General features: G+C 64.8%; 11 protein-coding genes and 2 pseudogenes. 11 read left to right on the top strand and 2 right to left on the bottom strand.

Annotated elements, in window-relative coordinates; translation table 11 throughout:
* Window positions 1–107: 107 nt before the first annotated feature.
* Window positions 108–3,290 (bottom strand): TonB-dependent receptor, encoded by a 3,183-nt coding sequence (locus tag DD559_RS08575; protein WP_240610177.1) that lies wholly within the window; start codon window positions 3,288–3,290, stop codon window positions 108–110.
* Between the two features lie 223 nt (window positions 3,291–3,513).
* Between DD559_RS08575 and DD559_RS08570 the strand changes: the two genes are divergently transcribed.
* The 3 genes from DD559_RS08570 to DD559_RS20465 all read left to right on the top strand — a co-directional run bounded on the left by DD559_RS08570 (window position 3,514) and on the right by DD559_RS20465 (window position 5,853).
* On the top strand, window positions 3,514–4,083 hold the full coding sequence (locus DD559_RS08570; RefSeq protein WP_240610176.1) for an RNA polymerase sigma factor: 570 nt from the start codon (window positions 3,514–3,516) through the stop codon (window positions 4,081–4,083).
* Window positions 4,080–5,102 carry a FecR family protein gene (locus tag DD559_RS08565; RefSeq protein WP_116468802.1) on the top strand — a complete coding sequence of 341 codons (1,023 nt, stop codon included), beginning with the start codon at window positions 4,080–4,082 and terminating at the stop codon, window positions 5,100–5,102. The genes DD559_RS08570 and DD559_RS08565 overlap by 4 nt, the downstream gene beginning before the upstream one ends.
* A 547-nt stretch (window positions 5,103–5,649) precedes the next feature.
* Window positions 5,650–5,853 carry a hypothetical protein gene (locus tag DD559_RS20465; protein ID WP_438270401.1) on the top strand — a complete coding sequence of 68 codons (204 nt, stop codon included), beginning with the start codon at window positions 5,650–5,652 and terminating at the stop codon, window positions 5,851–5,853.
* Here the strand turns inward: DD559_RS20465 and DD559_RS20460 are convergent.
* Window positions 5,853–5,909 (bottom strand): annotated as a pseudogene (locus DD559_RS20460) (hypothetical protein); the annotation flags it as partial. The gene DD559_RS20465 and the pseudogene DD559_RS20460 sit on opposite strands and share 1 nt — an antisense overlap.
* Before the next feature lie 506 nt (window positions 5,910–6,415).
* Between DD559_RS20460 and DD559_RS08555 the strand changes: the two are divergent.
* The 8 genes and pseudogenes from DD559_RS08555 to DD559_RS08520 all read left to right on the top strand — a co-directional run bounded on the left by DD559_RS08555 (window position 6,416) and on the right by DD559_RS08520 (window position 15,492).
* Window positions 6,416–6,634 (top strand): hypothetical protein, encoded by a 219-nt coding sequence (locus DD559_RS08555; protein ID WP_133243804.1) that lies wholly within the window; start codon window positions 6,416–6,418, stop codon window positions 6,632–6,634.
* 186 nt (window positions 6,635–6,820) lie between these two features.
* Complete coding sequence (locus DD559_RS08550; RefSeq protein ID WP_116468799.1) at window positions 6,821–7,849, top strand: radical SAM protein; 1,029 nt, start codon at window positions 6,821–6,823, stop codon at window positions 7,847–7,849.
* Entirely contained in the window at window positions 7,839–9,737 is a 1,899-nt protein-coding gene (locus tag DD559_RS08545; protein WP_116468798.1) for a RiPP maturation radical SAM C-methyltransferase, read from the top strand. Before DD559_RS08550 ends, DD559_RS08545 begins: the two co-directional genes overlap by 11 nt.
* Window positions 9,734–10,909, top strand: a complete 1,176-nt coding sequence (locus DD559_RS08540; RefSeq protein WP_116468797.1) for a radical SAM protein — start codon at window positions 9,734–9,736, stop codon at window positions 10,907–10,909. The genes DD559_RS08545 and DD559_RS08540 overlap by 4 nt, the downstream gene beginning before the upstream one ends.
* 149 nt (window positions 10,910–11,058) lie before the next feature.
* Window positions 11,059–12,276 carry a class I SAM-dependent methyltransferase gene (locus tag DD559_RS08535; RefSeq protein ID WP_133243803.1) on the top strand — a complete coding sequence of 406 codons (1,218 nt, stop codon included), beginning with the start codon at window positions 11,059–11,061 and terminating at the stop codon, window positions 12,274–12,276.
* Window positions 12,252–13,088 (top strand): aKG-HExxH-type peptide beta-hydroxylase, encoded by an 837-nt coding sequence (locus tag DD559_RS08530; protein ID WP_116468795.1) that lies wholly within the window; start codon window positions 12,252–12,254, stop codon window positions 13,086–13,088. Before DD559_RS08535 ends, DD559_RS08530 begins: the two co-directional genes overlap by 25 nt.
* Window positions 13,089–13,217: 129 nt before the next feature.
* A pseudogene (locus DD559_RS08525) lies at window positions 13,218–14,421 on the top strand (IS3 family transposase).
* 69 nt (window positions 14,422–14,490) lie between these two features.
* The gene (locus DD559_RS08520) at window positions 14,491–15,492 is read left to right on the top strand and encodes a UDP-glucuronic acid decarboxylase family protein (RefSeq protein ID WP_116468794.1); all 1,002 of its coding nucleotides are present in this window, start codon (window positions 14,491–14,493) and stop codon (window positions 15,490–15,492) included.
* Window positions 15,493–15,510: the final 18 nt, after the last annotated feature.

The following is a 15,510-nucleotide window of genomic DNA, read 5'->3' as shown; positions in this document are numbered from 1 at the left end:
AAACCGTAACGGCGAGGGCCGTGTCTGGGACCGTGTCCATCGGCACGGCCGAGGAAACTGGCGAGCCCGCCGCATCCCGTCGTTTCGAAGGGATGCGGCGGCCGGGGTCAGAACGACTTGCTGATCCCCAAATAGAAGTTGCGCAGCCGCGGATCGCCGTACGGGCTGTAATAGAGCGGGAACTGCGACACATCGAGCGGCGGCATTTTGTTGAAGATGTTGTTGATGCCGAAACGCACCGTCATCTTCTGCGGCAGGCGGTAGCTGATGTTCATATCGTGATACATCTGGCTGGCGACCTTCGCCGACCCCTGCGCCGCCACGAAGCTGCGATCCAGCGTCAGGTAATAGCCGCTGAGATACCGCGTCTGCCAGCCGAGGCTGAGCCCGTCCTTCGTCCATTGCAGCGACCCGCTGCCCCGGAAGCGCAGGGACCCGGATGCACCGGTGCCGGCCGCGAAACCGGCTGTGACGACGCCTGCGTAATTCTGCGCGGGCGTGTCGGCGAACGGCTGAATCACCAATTGATCGACATAGGTCGCACGGCCGACGGCCGACAGCTGACCGCCGAACAGGTTCGTGTCGTAGTTGAGCGTGAAGTCATAGGCCGAGGTGACCAGCGACTTCAGGTTGATCAGCGATACGTCCAGCGCGGTGATCGGCCCGACGGCAAAGCCGCCGGATGCGGGACCGCGCGTGACGCGGTCGGGATTCGATGTGATGAACTGGTTGAACTGCGTCTGCGTGCCGCCGAAGAACGTCGCAAGCAGCAGCAGCGGATCGAAATACATGTCCCGCTTGTGGATGCGCGTCCAGTCGACCGAGAAGCGCAGGCCGTCGATGAAATGCGGCTTCAGGATCACGCCGCCCGTCCACGTCTTGGACGATTCCGGCCGGACATCCGGGTTGCCGCCGGAGAAGCCCGAGACGATGCCAAGGCCGAACACCTGCATGCCGATCAGCTCGTTGCCGCGCTGCGGATCGCGCATCTGAAGGAAGATCTGCGGGCGCGGAACCTTGACCAACTGGCTGAGCTGCGGCGGCAGATAGCCGGTCGTGTACGAGCCACGCAGCGTGACGCCATCGATCGGCGACCAGAGCAGGCTGATGCTGGGATCGGTATGCGCGTTGGTGGTCGTCGACCGCGGGATGACGGTTCCCGCGGGCGGGCAGTTGCCGAAATAGTCATACTGCCCCGCCACGAGCGGCGTCATGCAGGACACCGGGTCGGACGTGTCCGTGCCGTCGCCTCTATATGATTCATGCCGTGCCGACAGGCGCAATTCCAGCATTCGGATCAGCGGCAGTTGATGCTTGTCGCCCAGGATCGGGAACACGACTTCACCATAGACCGACTTGGTCGTCTGGTGCGCGGTAGGCGTGAAGGTGGTGATCGCGCCATCATCGGTCAGTAGCGTGCGGAGCCGCGACTCCAGTTTTTGGGTGTTGATCTCGGCGTTGACGGTCAATTGCGGCTTGCCGCCCGGCAGCGAGAACGGTAGCGGCCCGGCGAGGCGCAACGAGGGCGCGACGTTGCTCGATTTGCCGTCCTGCTGGCGCTGATAATAGGGCGTCGTATTGTAGGTGAAGGGAAGCGGATAGGTCGAGGTATCGACGAGCGCGTTCAGAACCCCGGACTGGAGATCGTTGGAGGCGAAGGCGCTGATCGACGGCGGGCTGTTCGCGACCGAATAATTGGACTTGGAATAGGAGACCTCGGCGACCGCCTGCCAGTCTGCCGGCAGCCGGACGATGGCACCGCCCAGCGTACGCAGCGTCGACGAAACCTGTTTGATCGGGGCGTCATAGGCAGGATTGGCCGGAAACGCGATCGCGAGTTGCTGCGTGAACGGGTTGCCGGGGGCCGACTCGTTCAGGAAGACCGCGTTGAGCGTGTTAGAGAAGGTATTGATCGCCGAGGAATGCGACATGCCGATTTCGGCATATGCCGTCAGCCAGCTGTTGAACGTGCGCCGCACCGCGACCGAACCGCTATACTGATTCACCGGATAGAGCAGCGGCGCGCGGGCACCGGTGCCGGCGGCGGTATTCGGCTGGTCGAGATTGAAGGTGCCGAGCGACGATAGCAGCGGAGCCAGGCCGGCCTTCGCGATCCCCGCATAGCCCTTGGGAATGGTCCCCAGGCTGCTCGACAGCGTTTGGCCGCCATATTCGGGCTTCAGCTGAAGCGGCGTGCCGTCCTGCGTCTTGAAGTTGACCAGCGAACCCTGCGGCGGGTTGACGAAGCCGCCGTAGAAGGAGCCGGGGTCGTTTGCGAGGATGTCGTTCAGCCCGCGGCGGCGCAGATTGTCGCGGTCGCCGTAGCGCAGCGCCAGTTGCTTGGTCCAATTGCCGGTAAAGGTCAGCCGCGTGCGTCCCCCTTCCAGCGGCAGGCCGCCGGTGAGATCGATCGAACCGCGACCCTGTTTGAAATCGCTGGTGTTATCATAATTCGCCGACAGTTCGGCGCCCTTGAAGTCGCGGCGCAGCACGATGTTGATGACGCCGCCCGACGCGCCGCTGCCATAGATGCCAGAAGCCGACGAGGCAAGAACCTCGATCCGCTCCACCGCAGCGATCGGGATGCCGGTGATCGACGGCTGGGTGATATCGCCATTGCCCAGGTTGATGCCGGGCTGGCGCCGGCCGTCGACCAGGATCAGCGTGTCGCGCAGGCCGATGCCGCGCAGGTTGATCGCGCTGACGCCGATCGGGCGGCGGGGATTGGCTTCATTGTCGCCTGCAATCGCCTGATCCCCGACGATCGGCGAGGTGTTGACGTTCAGCTGATTGCGCAGGAACGTTTCAAGGTTGGGCGCACCGCTGCGCTCGATCTCCTTGCGGCCGAGGACGATGAACGGCTGGCTGTCGTCCTGCGTGCGTTCGATGCCGGTGTTGAGCGACCAATTGACCCTGCCCGTAACGAGGATGTCAGGCGTGGCGCTGGTGTCGACCTCGTCGCCGGCCAAAGGGCGGAGGGCAACCGCACCGTCCTCCGTCGTGACGATCTTCAGACCGGTGTCGATGAGCAGGCCCTGCAACGCCAGCAACGGGGCATAGTCGCCCTGGATGCCGTTGGTCCGCTTGCGGCCGACATCGTCCATCCGATACAGGATTTGGAGTTTGGTGACCTTGCTCCAGGCTTGCAGGGCCGCCGCCAAGCTCCCGGCCGGAATATCGAACCGCTGGGCGGCCCGCGCGCCCTGCGTGGTCTGCGCCGCGACATGGCCTGGCACAAAGGCCGTCAGCATGCTCGCCCCCAACGCGATCGCCACACCCCTTTTCTTCATCTGATGCCCCCTTGTTGCGGTCGCTCCCATCGCGCCGCTCGGCAAGATTGTCATTCGACGGCAACAAACCCGTAACATCGGATTTCAAAAAAGTTTACGATCGTGGAACTTTTTGCCAAAAGCGGTCGAAGCGGGGCGTGTCGGGTTTTTGCGTTACGGTTTTGGCGCGGTCGATTGTCATGACGGCCAAACCCCTTTGACGAAGGAGTGTCTCGGGCGGGCGATGGTAGACGACAGGCAGTTGGAGCGGTGGTTCTGCGAGGAGGTGCTTCCCCTGGAAGCGTCGCTGACCCGCTATCTGCGTCGTAACTGGCGGACGGCCGAGCAGATCATGGATATCCGGCAGGACATATACGAGGCAGCGCTGACGGGCGGGCGGCAAGAATTGCCGGCGAATACCCCAGGCTATGTCTTCACGATCGCGCGCAATATCCTGATCAACCGGGCGAAGCGCGAACGGATCGTGCAGTTCGAACATTATGCCGACATGGAAAGCGTTGACCAGGGCGTGGATCTGTCCGCAACCGACCGCCATCTCGATGCGCGCGATGCGCTGCGCCGGGCGCAGGAGGGGATCGAGCGGCTGCCTCCGCGCTGCCGCGAGGTCGTGCGCCTGCGCAAGATCGAAGGCTTGTCGACGCGCGAAGCGGCCGCGCGCATGGGCGTCGGCATCGACACGATCGAACGCCAACTGGTGCTCGGTATCCGCGCGATGGCGGATGCGATGCTGGGCGGTGCGGGCAAGATCCGTCGCGGCGGCGCCGCCAGCACCGGCAAGGCGCGCCGCCAATGAACCGCGCGACGATGATCGAAGACACCGCCGCGCGCTGGATCGTCCGCCAGGAAAGCGGCGAATGGTCCGCCGAGGACGACGCCGCGCTGACCGCGTGGCTGGACGAGCAGATGGCGCACAAGGCCGCGTTCTGGCGTCTGCGCCATGGCTGGGCGGCGGCGGATCGGGTCGGGGCGCTCGGGTTCCAGACCGCCGCGCCGCGGTCGCGCGCGCGGCGCGGCTGGCAGGCCGTGCTGCGGGCTCGCCCCCGCGCGATCGGGGCGATCGCCGCCGCGCTCGCGGTGACGGTAGGGATCGGCACGACGCTGGTGCGATCGCCGACGGGCTTTGGTCTGGGGCATATTGCGCAGGAGAAGGCCTCCCCTTCGGCGTCGGCACCGGTGCGCATACAGACGCCGGTTGGCGTTCGCCAGGCGATTGCGCTGCGCGATGGCAGCCGGGTTGAATTGAACACCGCGACCGTTGTGCGCACCGCCGCCCGCGATCAGGGGCGCGAGGTCTGGCTTGATAAGGGCGAGGCGTATTTCGACATCGTCCACCGCCCCGACGATCCCTTCGTCGTGCATGCGGGGCCGCGGACGGTGACCGTCTTGGGCACGCGCTTTACGGTTCGCCGCGACGGGGACAAAGTGACGGTGGCGGTGCTGTCGGGCCGGGTGCGGATTGAGGATGCGAGCGCCGGCACGGGCACGCGCTCCGCCGTCATCGGCCAGGGCGACATCGCCTATGCCCAATCGCACGGCACGCTGGTGGCGCTGGCGGCACCGGCGCGGGTCGAAGCGATGACCGGATGGCGCGATGGCGTGCTGGTGTTCGACAACCAGCGGCTGGGAGACGCGGTCGCGGACTTCAATCGTTACACCAACCGCCCGATCCGCATTGCCGATCCTTCCACCGCCGACATCCGGATCGGCGGGACGTTCCAGATCGATAACAGTGCGGGGTTCCTCGATCTCCTCCAATCCGCTTACGGGCTGAAGGTTCGATCGGACGCGAACGGCATCGTCGTCGAGCCCTGACTGAGAGACCGAAGGGGACAGGCGGCCACCGTCGAGCACCGCTTTGGACTCGTGAACCGCGTGGCCGGACCGATCGAGTGGCTCACCGAAAAGGAATATCCGGTTGTATCAGCGATGTCACCGGAAAGGCGGGTTTTGGGGGTAGTTGCAAAATGGTGATTGCACAACACGTCACCTAACTCGGCGATTTTTTTCATACTCGTCACCTATCCCCTGAAACCAAGGGGTTACGAGCGGCCATTTCGAGATTTTTCACGGATTGGTGCGCCGGGCCTTCCGCGCCCCGAAATCCACTCAGCCGATCAGGCTGAGGTGGCGGCTAGCATCTTCCGATCGGCAAGCGTCAAGATCGTCAACATCTCGTTGCCATGCGCTTTCATCGACCGCTCCAAGATGTTGAAGCGATTAGCATCCCGCCGATCAAACCAGAGGTTGGTGGATACGCTCTTGCGATCCTCAGCAACAATCTCGAGCGCAACGTGCGGATATCGGCCGGCAGCCGCTGCTCCTCAGCGTCGCCCTTTGCCGAATGACGCTGGGTCGAGCGGTGCTGACCCAGATCACGGCAGGTCCGCCGCTTCGATACTGGTATCGAACGACAAACCTGCTCGATCGCCTCACGGCGACGGGAGCGGGGCAAAAAGTCAGCTTCGACGCTTTCTGCAAGAACGCCTTGTCGAGCGCCAGATCTGCCACCAGCTTCTTCAGCCGACTGTTCTCCCGCTCTGGATCGTTCATCCGCAGGGACTGATCGACCTTCAGCCCGCCATATTCCTTGCGCCACCGATACGGCGGCTGCTCCGCGATACCGATCTGGCGGCAGGCCTCACCGCCTTAGAGACCGTTTGGAAATTCGATCGGGTCGGCCTGGCGGGTGTTTTTCGCCGCCGCAGCGTCGCCAATCCTCGCCGATGCTTCCGGCATCGCCTGCGGTTCGCTTCTTGCGCGCGACAAAAAATCCCTCGGCATCCCTCCGCCGCCGAATTCCCAAACGGTCTCTTAGATCCTCGACCAACCAGCACATCCACTTCGCGCGGCAGCGGCGTATGTCGTCGGAAGGCGATGATAAGCTGTCGTGCGGGCGCTGCCGTGAAGAACCCGTCTCATAGCGCGTCTTTCCATCGCGGGCCGAATAATGCACCGTCAAATGCTGGGGTTTAATATATGGTCCACTTTGATGTGAATAAATTGTCCAAACTGAACCTTGATTTCCCATAATAACAAAAACTATTGATTCGAATCGCTTTACTTTTGCATGGCTTGTTATAGCATTTGATTTGCGGCCATTTGCCGCATTCATGATGGAGAGCGTGATGAGCGTTATCGAAATCGACACGGACAAGGTTAAAGCTTCGGCGGCGAGCTTCAAAGCGAACCCGCCGGCGAAGTCTGAGGTGGCGGCTGACCCGCAAGCGTTTCTTGCGAAGTTCGGCGTGACCATTGACTCGGAGTTTAGCGAGCAGATCCGCAGCCGACTGGCGTCGGTCGAAGGCGGCGCTGCCCAGTCTGCCTCTGTCCACGTCGACTTTTAAGGCGACCTGGGCCCAGGCCCGGACTCGCCATCGACGGGGCCGGGCCAACGGCGCATGGAGCGTGCCCATAAACGCTCCAGTCCCGCATCGGGCGGCGGCCCCTATCTATGGGCCTGCTCATGTCGACCGACCGCGTGCTCATCGCGTGGCGCATGCCCGCGACGTGGCGTTTGCGAGGAGAAGGTGATGGTACAGCAGTCGCGCGCCGTGATCGCGCCACGCGAACTCGTCATCAATGTCACGCTGCGCTGTCCGCTGAAATGCGCACATTGCTGCTTTTCTTCGGATATGTTCCAGCACGGGCATCTCGCGCTTGAAGATTGTCTGCTGGCGATCCGCCAGGCGGCGAGTGTCGGCGGAATCGAGATTGTGCATTTCGTCGGGGGCGATCCCTTCCTTCACGACGACATCATGCGCGAGGCCTATGCGGTGGCTCGCGCGCTTGGCCTGCGGGGAGGGGCGACCACGAGCGCTTATTGGGGCAAGACCGCAGCCCATGCCCGCAAGGTGCTGGCACCGCTGGCCGCTGCCGGGCTCACCGAACTGACCATTTCCTATGACGATTCGCATGCCGAATTTGTCCGGGTCGACGCCATCCGCAACGCGGTCGAGGCGGCACTGGAACTTGGTTTGACCTTGCGCATCGCCGTCACCATCAGTCCCGGCGCGCGACTCACTGCCGCCGGTCTGCGGGGCATGCTCGCCCTTGGCGAGCGAGCTGACGTCAAAATTTACGAAACGCCGATCAACGCGACCGGGCGCGCGAGCGAGACAGTGTCTGCTGCGCCCGCTGTGCGCGAATTCGCTAAGGCGGATGCCGCGCACGGGCCGTGCCTTTCCGTGCTGCGCACGTTCACAGTGAACCATCAGGGCGCGATCCTGCCCTGCTGCGGCGTGCTGCCGCATTATGAGGGGCTGCGCGTCGGCACGCTGGCGGGCGGAATGGAGCAGGCGGTCGCCTCGGCTTTCGCCGATCCGCTGCTCAAGACGCTGGCGTTCGAGGGGCCGGCGGCGGTGCTCGATGATCTGGGCGAGCCCCGGGGCTGCGAAGCGGGCGTGTGTGAGGTGTGCGATCGGATCTTTCGCGATCCGGCGATCTTAGCACGCGCCCGGGAGCGCGCGCAGGAGCGGTTGCCGCGCCTCGTCGCGCTGGAAACCGCGTTCCGGGGCGCCGGCCTGTTCGCGCCGCCATTGGCCGAAGCCGATGCGCGCTGACATCGTCCTGTGCAGCGCGCCGGTCATGTCGGTGCTTCGCCCCTCGGTGGGGATCGGGGTGCTTCACGCGGCGCTGGCCGCACGTGGCCACCGTGTCGAGACGCTCCACCTCAACCTCGATTTCGCCAATCTGGTCGGGCTCGATCTCAATGAGCAACTGGCCGAGCAAACGCCGGCGCATTTGCTGATTGGCGACTGGGTGTTCGCGCGCTGCGTGGGGCGGCCCGGTCCCGCGCTGGCGGTTGCGCGGCACGAGCGTGAGATCACCGCTTTGCTCGCGCGCCGGGGGATCGGCGGCGTGCCACGGTTGCGGGAGGCGGTCGCGGCGCCCTTCGTCGCCGCCGCCGCCGAGAAGATCCTGGCGCGGCGTCCGCGGATTGTTGGCTTCGGGACGATGTTCCAGCAAACCATGGCGTCGCTCGCGATTGCCAAGGCCGTGAAGGCGGGGGATCCGTCGGTGGTCGTGGTGTTCGGTGGTGCCAATTGCCACGGACCGATGGGCAGCGCGCTGCTGCGCACCTACCGCCAAGTCGACCGTGTGTTCACCGGCGAGGCCGATACCGCCTTCCCAGACCTTGCCGATGCCCTGCTGCGCGGGATTGGCGACGCCGATGCGATTGCCGGGCAACTGTACCGCGACGGCGGCGTGCCCGACGATCCGCCGCTGCGGAAGCTCGATCAAGTGCCGATTCCCGATTATGCGGACTATTTCACGCAATTGGCGATGCTTGACGAGGCAGACCGTGTCGCGCCGTCGCTACCGTTCGAATCCTCGCGGGGTTGCTGGTGGGGGCAGAAGCATCATTGTACCTTTTGCGGTCTCAATGCCGAGGGCATCGTCTTTCGCGCCAAATCGTCGCGGCGGGTGCTGGAGGAACTGTCCGAACTGACGGTCCGTCACGGCATCGATCGTTTTTCAGCCACCGACAACATCCTCGCGCCCGCGCATATTGACGGGGTCATGCGGCCGCTCGCTGCGGCGCCGGCAGTCGCCCGCAGCCTGTTTTACGAGATAAAGGCCAATCTCAACGAGGCGCAGACGGCCTTGTTGGCCGATGCCGGGGTGACCCAGGTTCAGCCGGGGATCGAAAGCCTGTCGGACGATATCCTGGCGATCATGCGCAAGGGCGTCGACACGCTGCTCAACCTGCGGTTGATGCGGAACTGTCGCGAGTTCGGCCTGGGGGTGATCTGGTCGATCTTGCACGGTTTCCCGGGCGAACCGGCGCACGCCTATGACGCGATGGCGGCGCTGGTCCCGCTGATCGAGCATTTGCCGCCGCCGACGGGCCTTTCGCCGCTGCGGCTCGATCGTTTCAGCCCCAATTTCGAGGATGCGGAACGGCTCGGCTTTGTCGAAGTGCGGCCGGTGGTTGCGTATAGTGCGTTGCACGATGCCCCGGCCGCGGTGATCGCCGATCTCGCGTATTTTTTCGAAGGCCGCGCTAAGGGGGCCGCAGGCGAGGGCGACCTGTTGCGTTTGCGCGGTGCAGTCGCGACGTGGAAGGCTCGCTGGGAAGAGGAGGCCCCACCGGCGCTGGTGTTCGCGCGGGTCGAGCGCGGGATGCTCGTCAAGGACGAGCGCACGGTCGCCGCGAGCGAATTGCAATATTTGGGGCCGGCTTCGGCGGCGCTGGCCGACCGGCTGCGCAACCCCGGCCATCTGGGCGGGGCGGTCGAGGCGGTCGCGAAGGAGCATGGTGCCGCGGCCGCGGATGGCGCGATGCGAGAGCTGCTCGACCGCCATTTCATCGTCGTACGGGGCGACACGGCGCTGTCGCTGCTGGTCGAGGGCGGCCGACGGCGCGTGCGCGCCGGAAGCGGGAATCCGTTTGGGGGCCTTGCGCCCCGCGCCGCGCCGTCCGCTCTTGCGGGAGTGGCGTCATGAGCGTCGAGGTTCGGCCGATCGGCGAGAAGTGCAACATCAAGTGCGTCTATTGCTATCAGGAGGGCATACGCGCCGCCGGCAATGTCGAATCGCGCTACAGCGTCGACGCGATGATCGATCGGCTGGAGCGGATTGGCGAGCCTTTCGTCCTGTTCGGCGGCGAGATCATGATGGTGCCCGACCGTGATCTCGAGCGGCTGTTCGCTTATGGGTTCGCGACGCATGGCGGGTGCGGGCTGCAGACCAACGGAACGCTGGTGGCACCCCACCATCTCGACCTGTTCGATCGCTACCGGGTGCGCGTGGGAGTCTCGATCGACGGGCCCGGTGCGCTCAACGCCGCACGCTGGGCGGGGAGCGATGCGGTGACGCGCCAAGGCACCGCCCATACCGAGGGATTGATCGAAACGCTGACGCGGCGGGGGACTCCGCCATCGGTGATCGTGACCTTGCATCAGGCCAATGCCAGCGCGGCGCGGCTGCCGCTATTGTGTGATTGGCTGCGGTTTCTGGATGGCATCGGGGTCCGGCGTGTGCGGCTTCATGTGCTGGAGGTCGATTCGGCCGATGTCGGCGCAGGGCTGATGCTCGATCCGGCAGAGGCGCTGGGCGTGATGCGGACGTTGCGCACGCTCGAGGGCGAGCTGGCCGGATTGCGGTTCGACGTCTTTGGAGAGGTAGCGGCGATGTTGCGCGCCGACGACGCCGACGCTTCCTGCGTTTTTCAGCTCTGCGATCCCTATGCGACGCGGGCGGTGACAGGCGTGGAGGGGGACGGCCGCCTGACCAATTGCGGCCGCACCAACAAGGACGGTGTCGGATACCTCAAGGCGGCGCGGCCGGCCTATTCCCGCCAACTCTCGCTCTATGCCACGCCGCAAGCCGAGGGCGGGTGCCAGGGTTGCCGCTTTTTCCTGATGTGCAAAGGCAATTGCCCCGGCATGGCGCAAGGGGGCGATTGGCGCCGACGCACTGCCGATTGCCCTTTGTGGTTCGGCCTGTTCGAAGATGCCGAGGCGATGCTTCTGGAGGAGGGTGTGGTCCCGCTCAGTCTCGCCGACGAGCGTGCTACGATGGAACGTCTGGCGATCGAGGCGTGGAGCGCGGGCCTCAACCCGACGCTGGCGACGCTACGCACAATCGCGACTATGGCGGTCGAAGACCCCGCATGATGATCACGCTCTCTTGGCCCCGATTGCCCGGCGATCCTGTGGAATCGGGTGTGATCGACCCGGATCGGATCGGTTGGGCGGGGCCCAAAGAGCAGTCGCTCCAGGCGCCGCGGCTGGAACGGCTACGCGGGCTGGCGCTCTCGGCGGAAATGGCGCTGGTCGCTGCGGGCGCTATCGACGCCACCACTGTGAATGTGGCGCTGGACCATCTCGCCGACGCGGTGGCTTTGGTTGCGGCGGCGGGGCTAGAGGCGGTGCCGCTGTCCGCGCGGCGCTTGGGGCAGGGGGAGGATGCGCGCTGCACGGTGTTGATCACCACCTCTCGAGCCCGCAGCTTTGTCTCCGCCGTGCTTGCCGGGAGCGATGTGGAGGCGATTTCCCGGTGTTTCGGCTTTCCGGTCTGCTGTGCGCGGGCGTTCGCCGCGCGCCGCGCCGCCGGCGCGGATCCCATGCTGGCGATGCTGACGAACGCTCATGGCCAGGTGCCCGACGCGCATTTGCTGCTCTCCGCTTTGGGCCTCGGTGCGCTCCGGCATGTGCCCTGCGCAGCGGATTGCGCGCCGACACGCGAGGCGATCGATCGCTTCATCGATACTGCCCTTTCCATCGATCGGGAAGCTGGGGACTGGCTCGATCGGCTTGGCGCATGGCCGGTCACCTGGTCGTCCACGGGCGGCATTGCCGAGATCAGCACGCCGTATTTTCGCTATCATCACTTCGTGGGCGCGGGGACTTGCGAGGTGGTCGCCAACCCGCGTGCGAGCCGCCCCGTCGTCCCGCGCGATCCGCGTTACGCCGAGGTCATCCAACGACTGCTGCCGTCGCGCTCGGCCGAGCCGCTGAAAGCGCTCGGGCTGTCCCAGGAATGGGAGCGGGCGGGTTTCGACAGTCCCTATGCCCATCGCGCGCGGTACGCGGGCTTGCTCTGGCAATGGTCCGCCGCGCTTCGCGGCGGGGCTGGCGATGTGCTGCATTATCCGTGCGGCGACGGTCTACTCGGGGAGATGGTGGCCGAGATCAACCCGCGCCTGCGCTTTCTGGGGGTGGATGATGCTCCTGCTGCCATCACCCTAGCCCGCGCGCGCTTGCCCGGCCCGCAGCATAGGTTCGTGATCGACCCGCGTGATCTGCCGGACGGCGAAACCGAGGGGCGCCTCGCCTTTGTCGATCCCGAGCCGCTCGTGTCGCGTGCCGACCAGGGGGGCGCTACCCTTCGCGCCGCCCTGGCGCGCCATAGGCTGGTCGCACTCTATGCCAGCGATCGCGCGCTGCGGCGCTTCGGCAGTCTGGCAGCGCTGGCGCAGGCTGCCGGACTGCAGATCGAGGCGACCGATGCGACAACATGCAGCGCCCGGGTGACGGCATGATTGATTGGGGACGTGTGGCAAAGCCACAGGAGGATGGTTCCGACACCGCGGCGATTGAATGGCTGATCGAGGCCAGTCCGCCGCCATGGCATCCCGTCGACCCACCGCCCGCTGCCCCCGCAGAGGCAGCGCGCGTCGAAGGCACGGTTAGCGTCGGACCACATGGCGGACCGGTCCTGCCCGGGCCGCGCTTCGTACCGCTTGATGATGTTCCGGCCACGGTGACAGAGGCGGTCGCGCTGGTCCGGCACTGGCCTGCAATGGCGCGGCAATGGCCGCGCATCGTCCATCAGATTCAGCCCTTCGCGGATTCAGAGGCGTCCCACAGATCTCGCCTGGGCTCGTGCAGCCACAATGTCCGTGACCGGTTCGGTGTAATCGCCATGACCACCGAATGCCCGCTCGGCACCGCCCAAGCGATTGTGCATGAGACCGCGCATCACAAATTGCGTGCAATGGGCGTGGACAATGAGGCCGCCATCCGGATCATCCGCAACCCGCCCGACCAAGTTTTCCACAGCCCTGTCGTCGGGCGCCCGCGCCCAATGACCGCGCTGCTGCACGCGCATTATTCGTTCGTCCACGTGATCGAACTCGATCTCGCCATGCTGCGAGCAGATAGCGATCCTGCCCGGCGCGCAGACATCCTAACGCTGCTGGGCCGCAATGTTCCGCGCGTTGCCGAAAGCGGCGAGAGCATCGAACGCCATGCGATGCTGGATGAACCTGGTGAGCGTTTCATCGCTGCGTTGCTCGACTGGACTGCGGCAGCGCTGGCGGAAGGCGAAAAGGCGCTGCGAAACCCGCGCTGATCGCGGACTGAACCGCGCCGAATTCGCCGAGGGTCCACCTCCCGAGCGTGGGGTTGTGTGAGCGAGATGACTGTAGCGAGACTCAAGGTTCTGATCAGCCCCTAGATTTCGGGACGCCTTGGATCCTAAATTTGGGGACAGGAGGCGAGGAAGGGGAAGCCCAATTTCGGCGATGCATTCAAGCGTGACGGGGTGGCCCAGATCACCGAGCGCGGCTATCCCGTAGCGGAGGTGTCGCAGCGTCTGGGCGTCAGCCAGCACTCGCTGTATTCGTGGAAGCGGCAGCTGGCGAAGGTGGGGGCAGGCGATGCCGGCAAGGACGCGGAGATCCGCCAGCTGAAGCGCGAGCTGGCCCGGGTGACCGAGGAGCGCGACATCCTAAAAAAAGCCACCGCGTATTTCGCTCGGGATGCAAAGTGAGATACGCGTTCATTGCCGAGCATCGCAATCGTTTTGGCGTGCGGGCGATGTGCCGGTGCCTTGCCGTGCAGCCAAGTGGCTTTTATGCTTGGCAAAAGAGCCCACTGAGCCAGCGGGTCGGCAGACGGAGCTGCTCCGGCGGGCGTGGAACGACAGCGGCAGGGTCTATGGCTACCGCAAGCTGCACGACGACCTGTTGGATCACGGCGAGACCTGCTGCCCCAACCGAGTTGCCAGGCTGACCCGGCTGGCGGGCATCAAGGCGCAGATCGGCTACAAGCGCAGGCCCGGCAGCCATGGCGGCAAGCCGTCCCTGGCGGTCGACAACACGCTGGATCGACAGTTCGACGTGGCTGCGCCCGACCAGGCCTGGGTAACAGACATCACCTACATTCGAACCCTGGAAGGCTTCGCCTATCTGGCGGTCGTGATCGACCTGTATTCCCGCCGCGTGGTGGGCGGAGCAGCCAAAGGTTCCGGCGATGCGGAGCATCGTTGGAAAGGCTGCGGAGGGTGGTCGATGCAGCGCCGGCAGACCACCGATGTGGTGCTGCAGCCGCTGCACATGGCGGTATCTCGACGCAAGCCGAGGCACCGGGTGTTGATCCACTCGGACCAGGGCGCGCAGTTCACCAGCACGGACTGGGCAGCCTTCCTACGCGCGCGCAATCTTGAGCACTTGATGCGCCGCCGCGGCAACGGCCATGATAACGCCGTCGCCGAGAGTTTCTTCTCCTCGCTCAAGCGGGAGCGCATCCGGCGCAGGAGTTACAAAAACCGGGAGGAAGCCCGGCAGGACGTGTTCGATTACATCGAGATGTTCTACAACCCGATGCGCAAGCAGGTCAGGAACGAGATGCTGTCGCCCGTCCGGTTCGAACGGCAGCAGGTTCTGAACGCGGAAGGCGTCTAGAAAGCTAGGGGCTACTCACCGGGTGCTGCAGCGGTTGTTGGGCACGGCCTAATGTCGAGGGGGAAAACTATGGTCCACGTCATTCCGAACGGCTCGCTGCCGAAGCGCATCGCTGTAACCGGCGGGGCCGGGTTTGTGGGCTCGCACCTGTGTGAGGCCCTGCTGGCGCGTGGACACGAAGTGCTATGCATCGACAATTTCTCGACGGGCGCTCGCAACAATCTACAATCTATGCTCGATCAGTCACGGTTCGAGATACAGCAGCACGACATCACCCATCCGCTGCACGTCGATGTGGACGAGATTTACAATCTCGCCTGTCCTGCCTCGCCAGTGCACTATCAGTTGGATCCGGTGCAAACGTTGAAGACTAGCGTTCTCGGCGTCATCAATATGCTGGGTCTGGCCAAGCGGCTGGGGGCCCCGATCCTCCAGGCCTCAACCTCCGAAGTCTATGGCGATCCCGTGGCACACCCTCAGACCGAGGACTATTGGGGCAATGTCAATCCCATCGGGCCGCGTTCCTGCTACGATGAAGGCAAACGCTGCGCGGAGACGCTGTTTTTCGATTATCGCCGCCAGCACAACCTCGCCATCAAGGTGGTGCGCATCTTCAACACCTATGGCCCGCGCATGCACCCGGACGACGGGCGCGTGGTTTCCAATTTCATCGTGCAGGCCCTGCGCGGCGAAGACATTACCCTTTTCGGCGATGGCTCGCAGACACGGTCCTTCTGTTATGTGGACGATCTGGTACGCGGGCTGGTGGCGATGATGGAGAGCCATGGCGATGTGGTGGGGCCCATGAATTTGGGTAATCCGGTGGAATGCACCATCCGCCAACTGGCGGAACTGGTGATCGACCTGGTGGGCGCGCGCTCCGTCATCGTGGAGCGGCCCTTGCCGCAGGATGATCCCAAGCAACGCCAGCCGGACATACGCCTCGCGGAGGCGCAACTAGCGTGGGTGCCGGTCGTGTCGCTGCGCGACGGCTTGGTCCGGACCATCGCCTATTTTGATGCCCTGTTGTCCGCCAAGGGGGCGGATGCGCGCGCGTTCAAGGCCGCGTGATACACCGCTGGTGGAGGT

It is taken from the genome of Sphingomonas pokkalii, from assembly GCF_003096275.1.
Taxonomy (GTDB): domain Bacteria; phylum Pseudomonadota; class Alphaproteobacteria; order Sphingomonadales; family Sphingomonadaceae; genus Sphingomonas; species Sphingomonas pokkalii.
Note: the sequence above shows the minus strand (reverse complement) of the source record. Positions and strands in the feature narration are given on the sequence as shown.

What these genes read in the sequence shown, in the direction of transcription:
- DD559_RS08540 (WP_116468797.1), top strand. Translation starts at nt 9,734, where the DNA reads ATGAGCGTCGAGGTTCGGCCGATCGGCGAGAAGTGCAACATCAAGTGC.
- DD559_RS08530 (WP_116468795.1), top strand. Translation starts at nt 12,252, where the DNA reads ATGCAGCGCCCGGGTGACGGCATGATTGATTGGGGACGTGTGGCAAAG.
- DD559_RS08565 (WP_116468802.1), top strand. Translation starts at nt 4,080, where the DNA reads ATGAACCGCGCGACGATGATCGAAGACACCGCCGCGCGCTGGATCGTC.
- DD559_RS08545 (WP_116468798.1), top strand. Translation starts at nt 7,839, where the DNA reads ATGCGCGCTGACATCGTCCTGTGCAGCGCGCCGGTCATGTCGGTGCTT.
- DD559_RS08550 (WP_116468799.1), top strand. Translation starts at nt 6,821, where the DNA reads ATGGTACAGCAGTCGCGCGCCGTGATCGCGCCACGCGAACTCGTCATC.
- DD559_RS08555 (WP_133243804.1), top strand. Translation starts at nt 6,416, where the DNA reads ATGAGCGTTATCGAAATCGACACGGACAAGGTTAAAGCTTCGGCGGCG.
- DD559_RS08535 (WP_133243803.1), top strand. Translation starts at nt 11,059, where the DNA reads ATGGCGCTGGTCGCTGCGGGCGCTATCGACGCCACCACTGTGAATGTG.
- DD559_RS08575 (WP_240610177.1), bottom strand. Translation starts at nt 3,290, where the DNA reads ATGAAGAAAAGGGGTGTGGCGATCGCGTTGGGGGCGAGCATGCTGACG.
- DD559_RS08520 (WP_116468794.1), top strand. Translation starts at nt 14,491, where the DNA reads ATGGTCCACGTCATTCCGAACGGCTCGCTGCCGAAGCGCATCGCTGTA.
- DD559_RS08570 (WP_240610176.1), top strand. Translation starts at nt 3,514, where the DNA reads ATGGTAGACGACAGGCAGTTGGAGCGGTGGTTCTGCGAGGAGGTGCTT.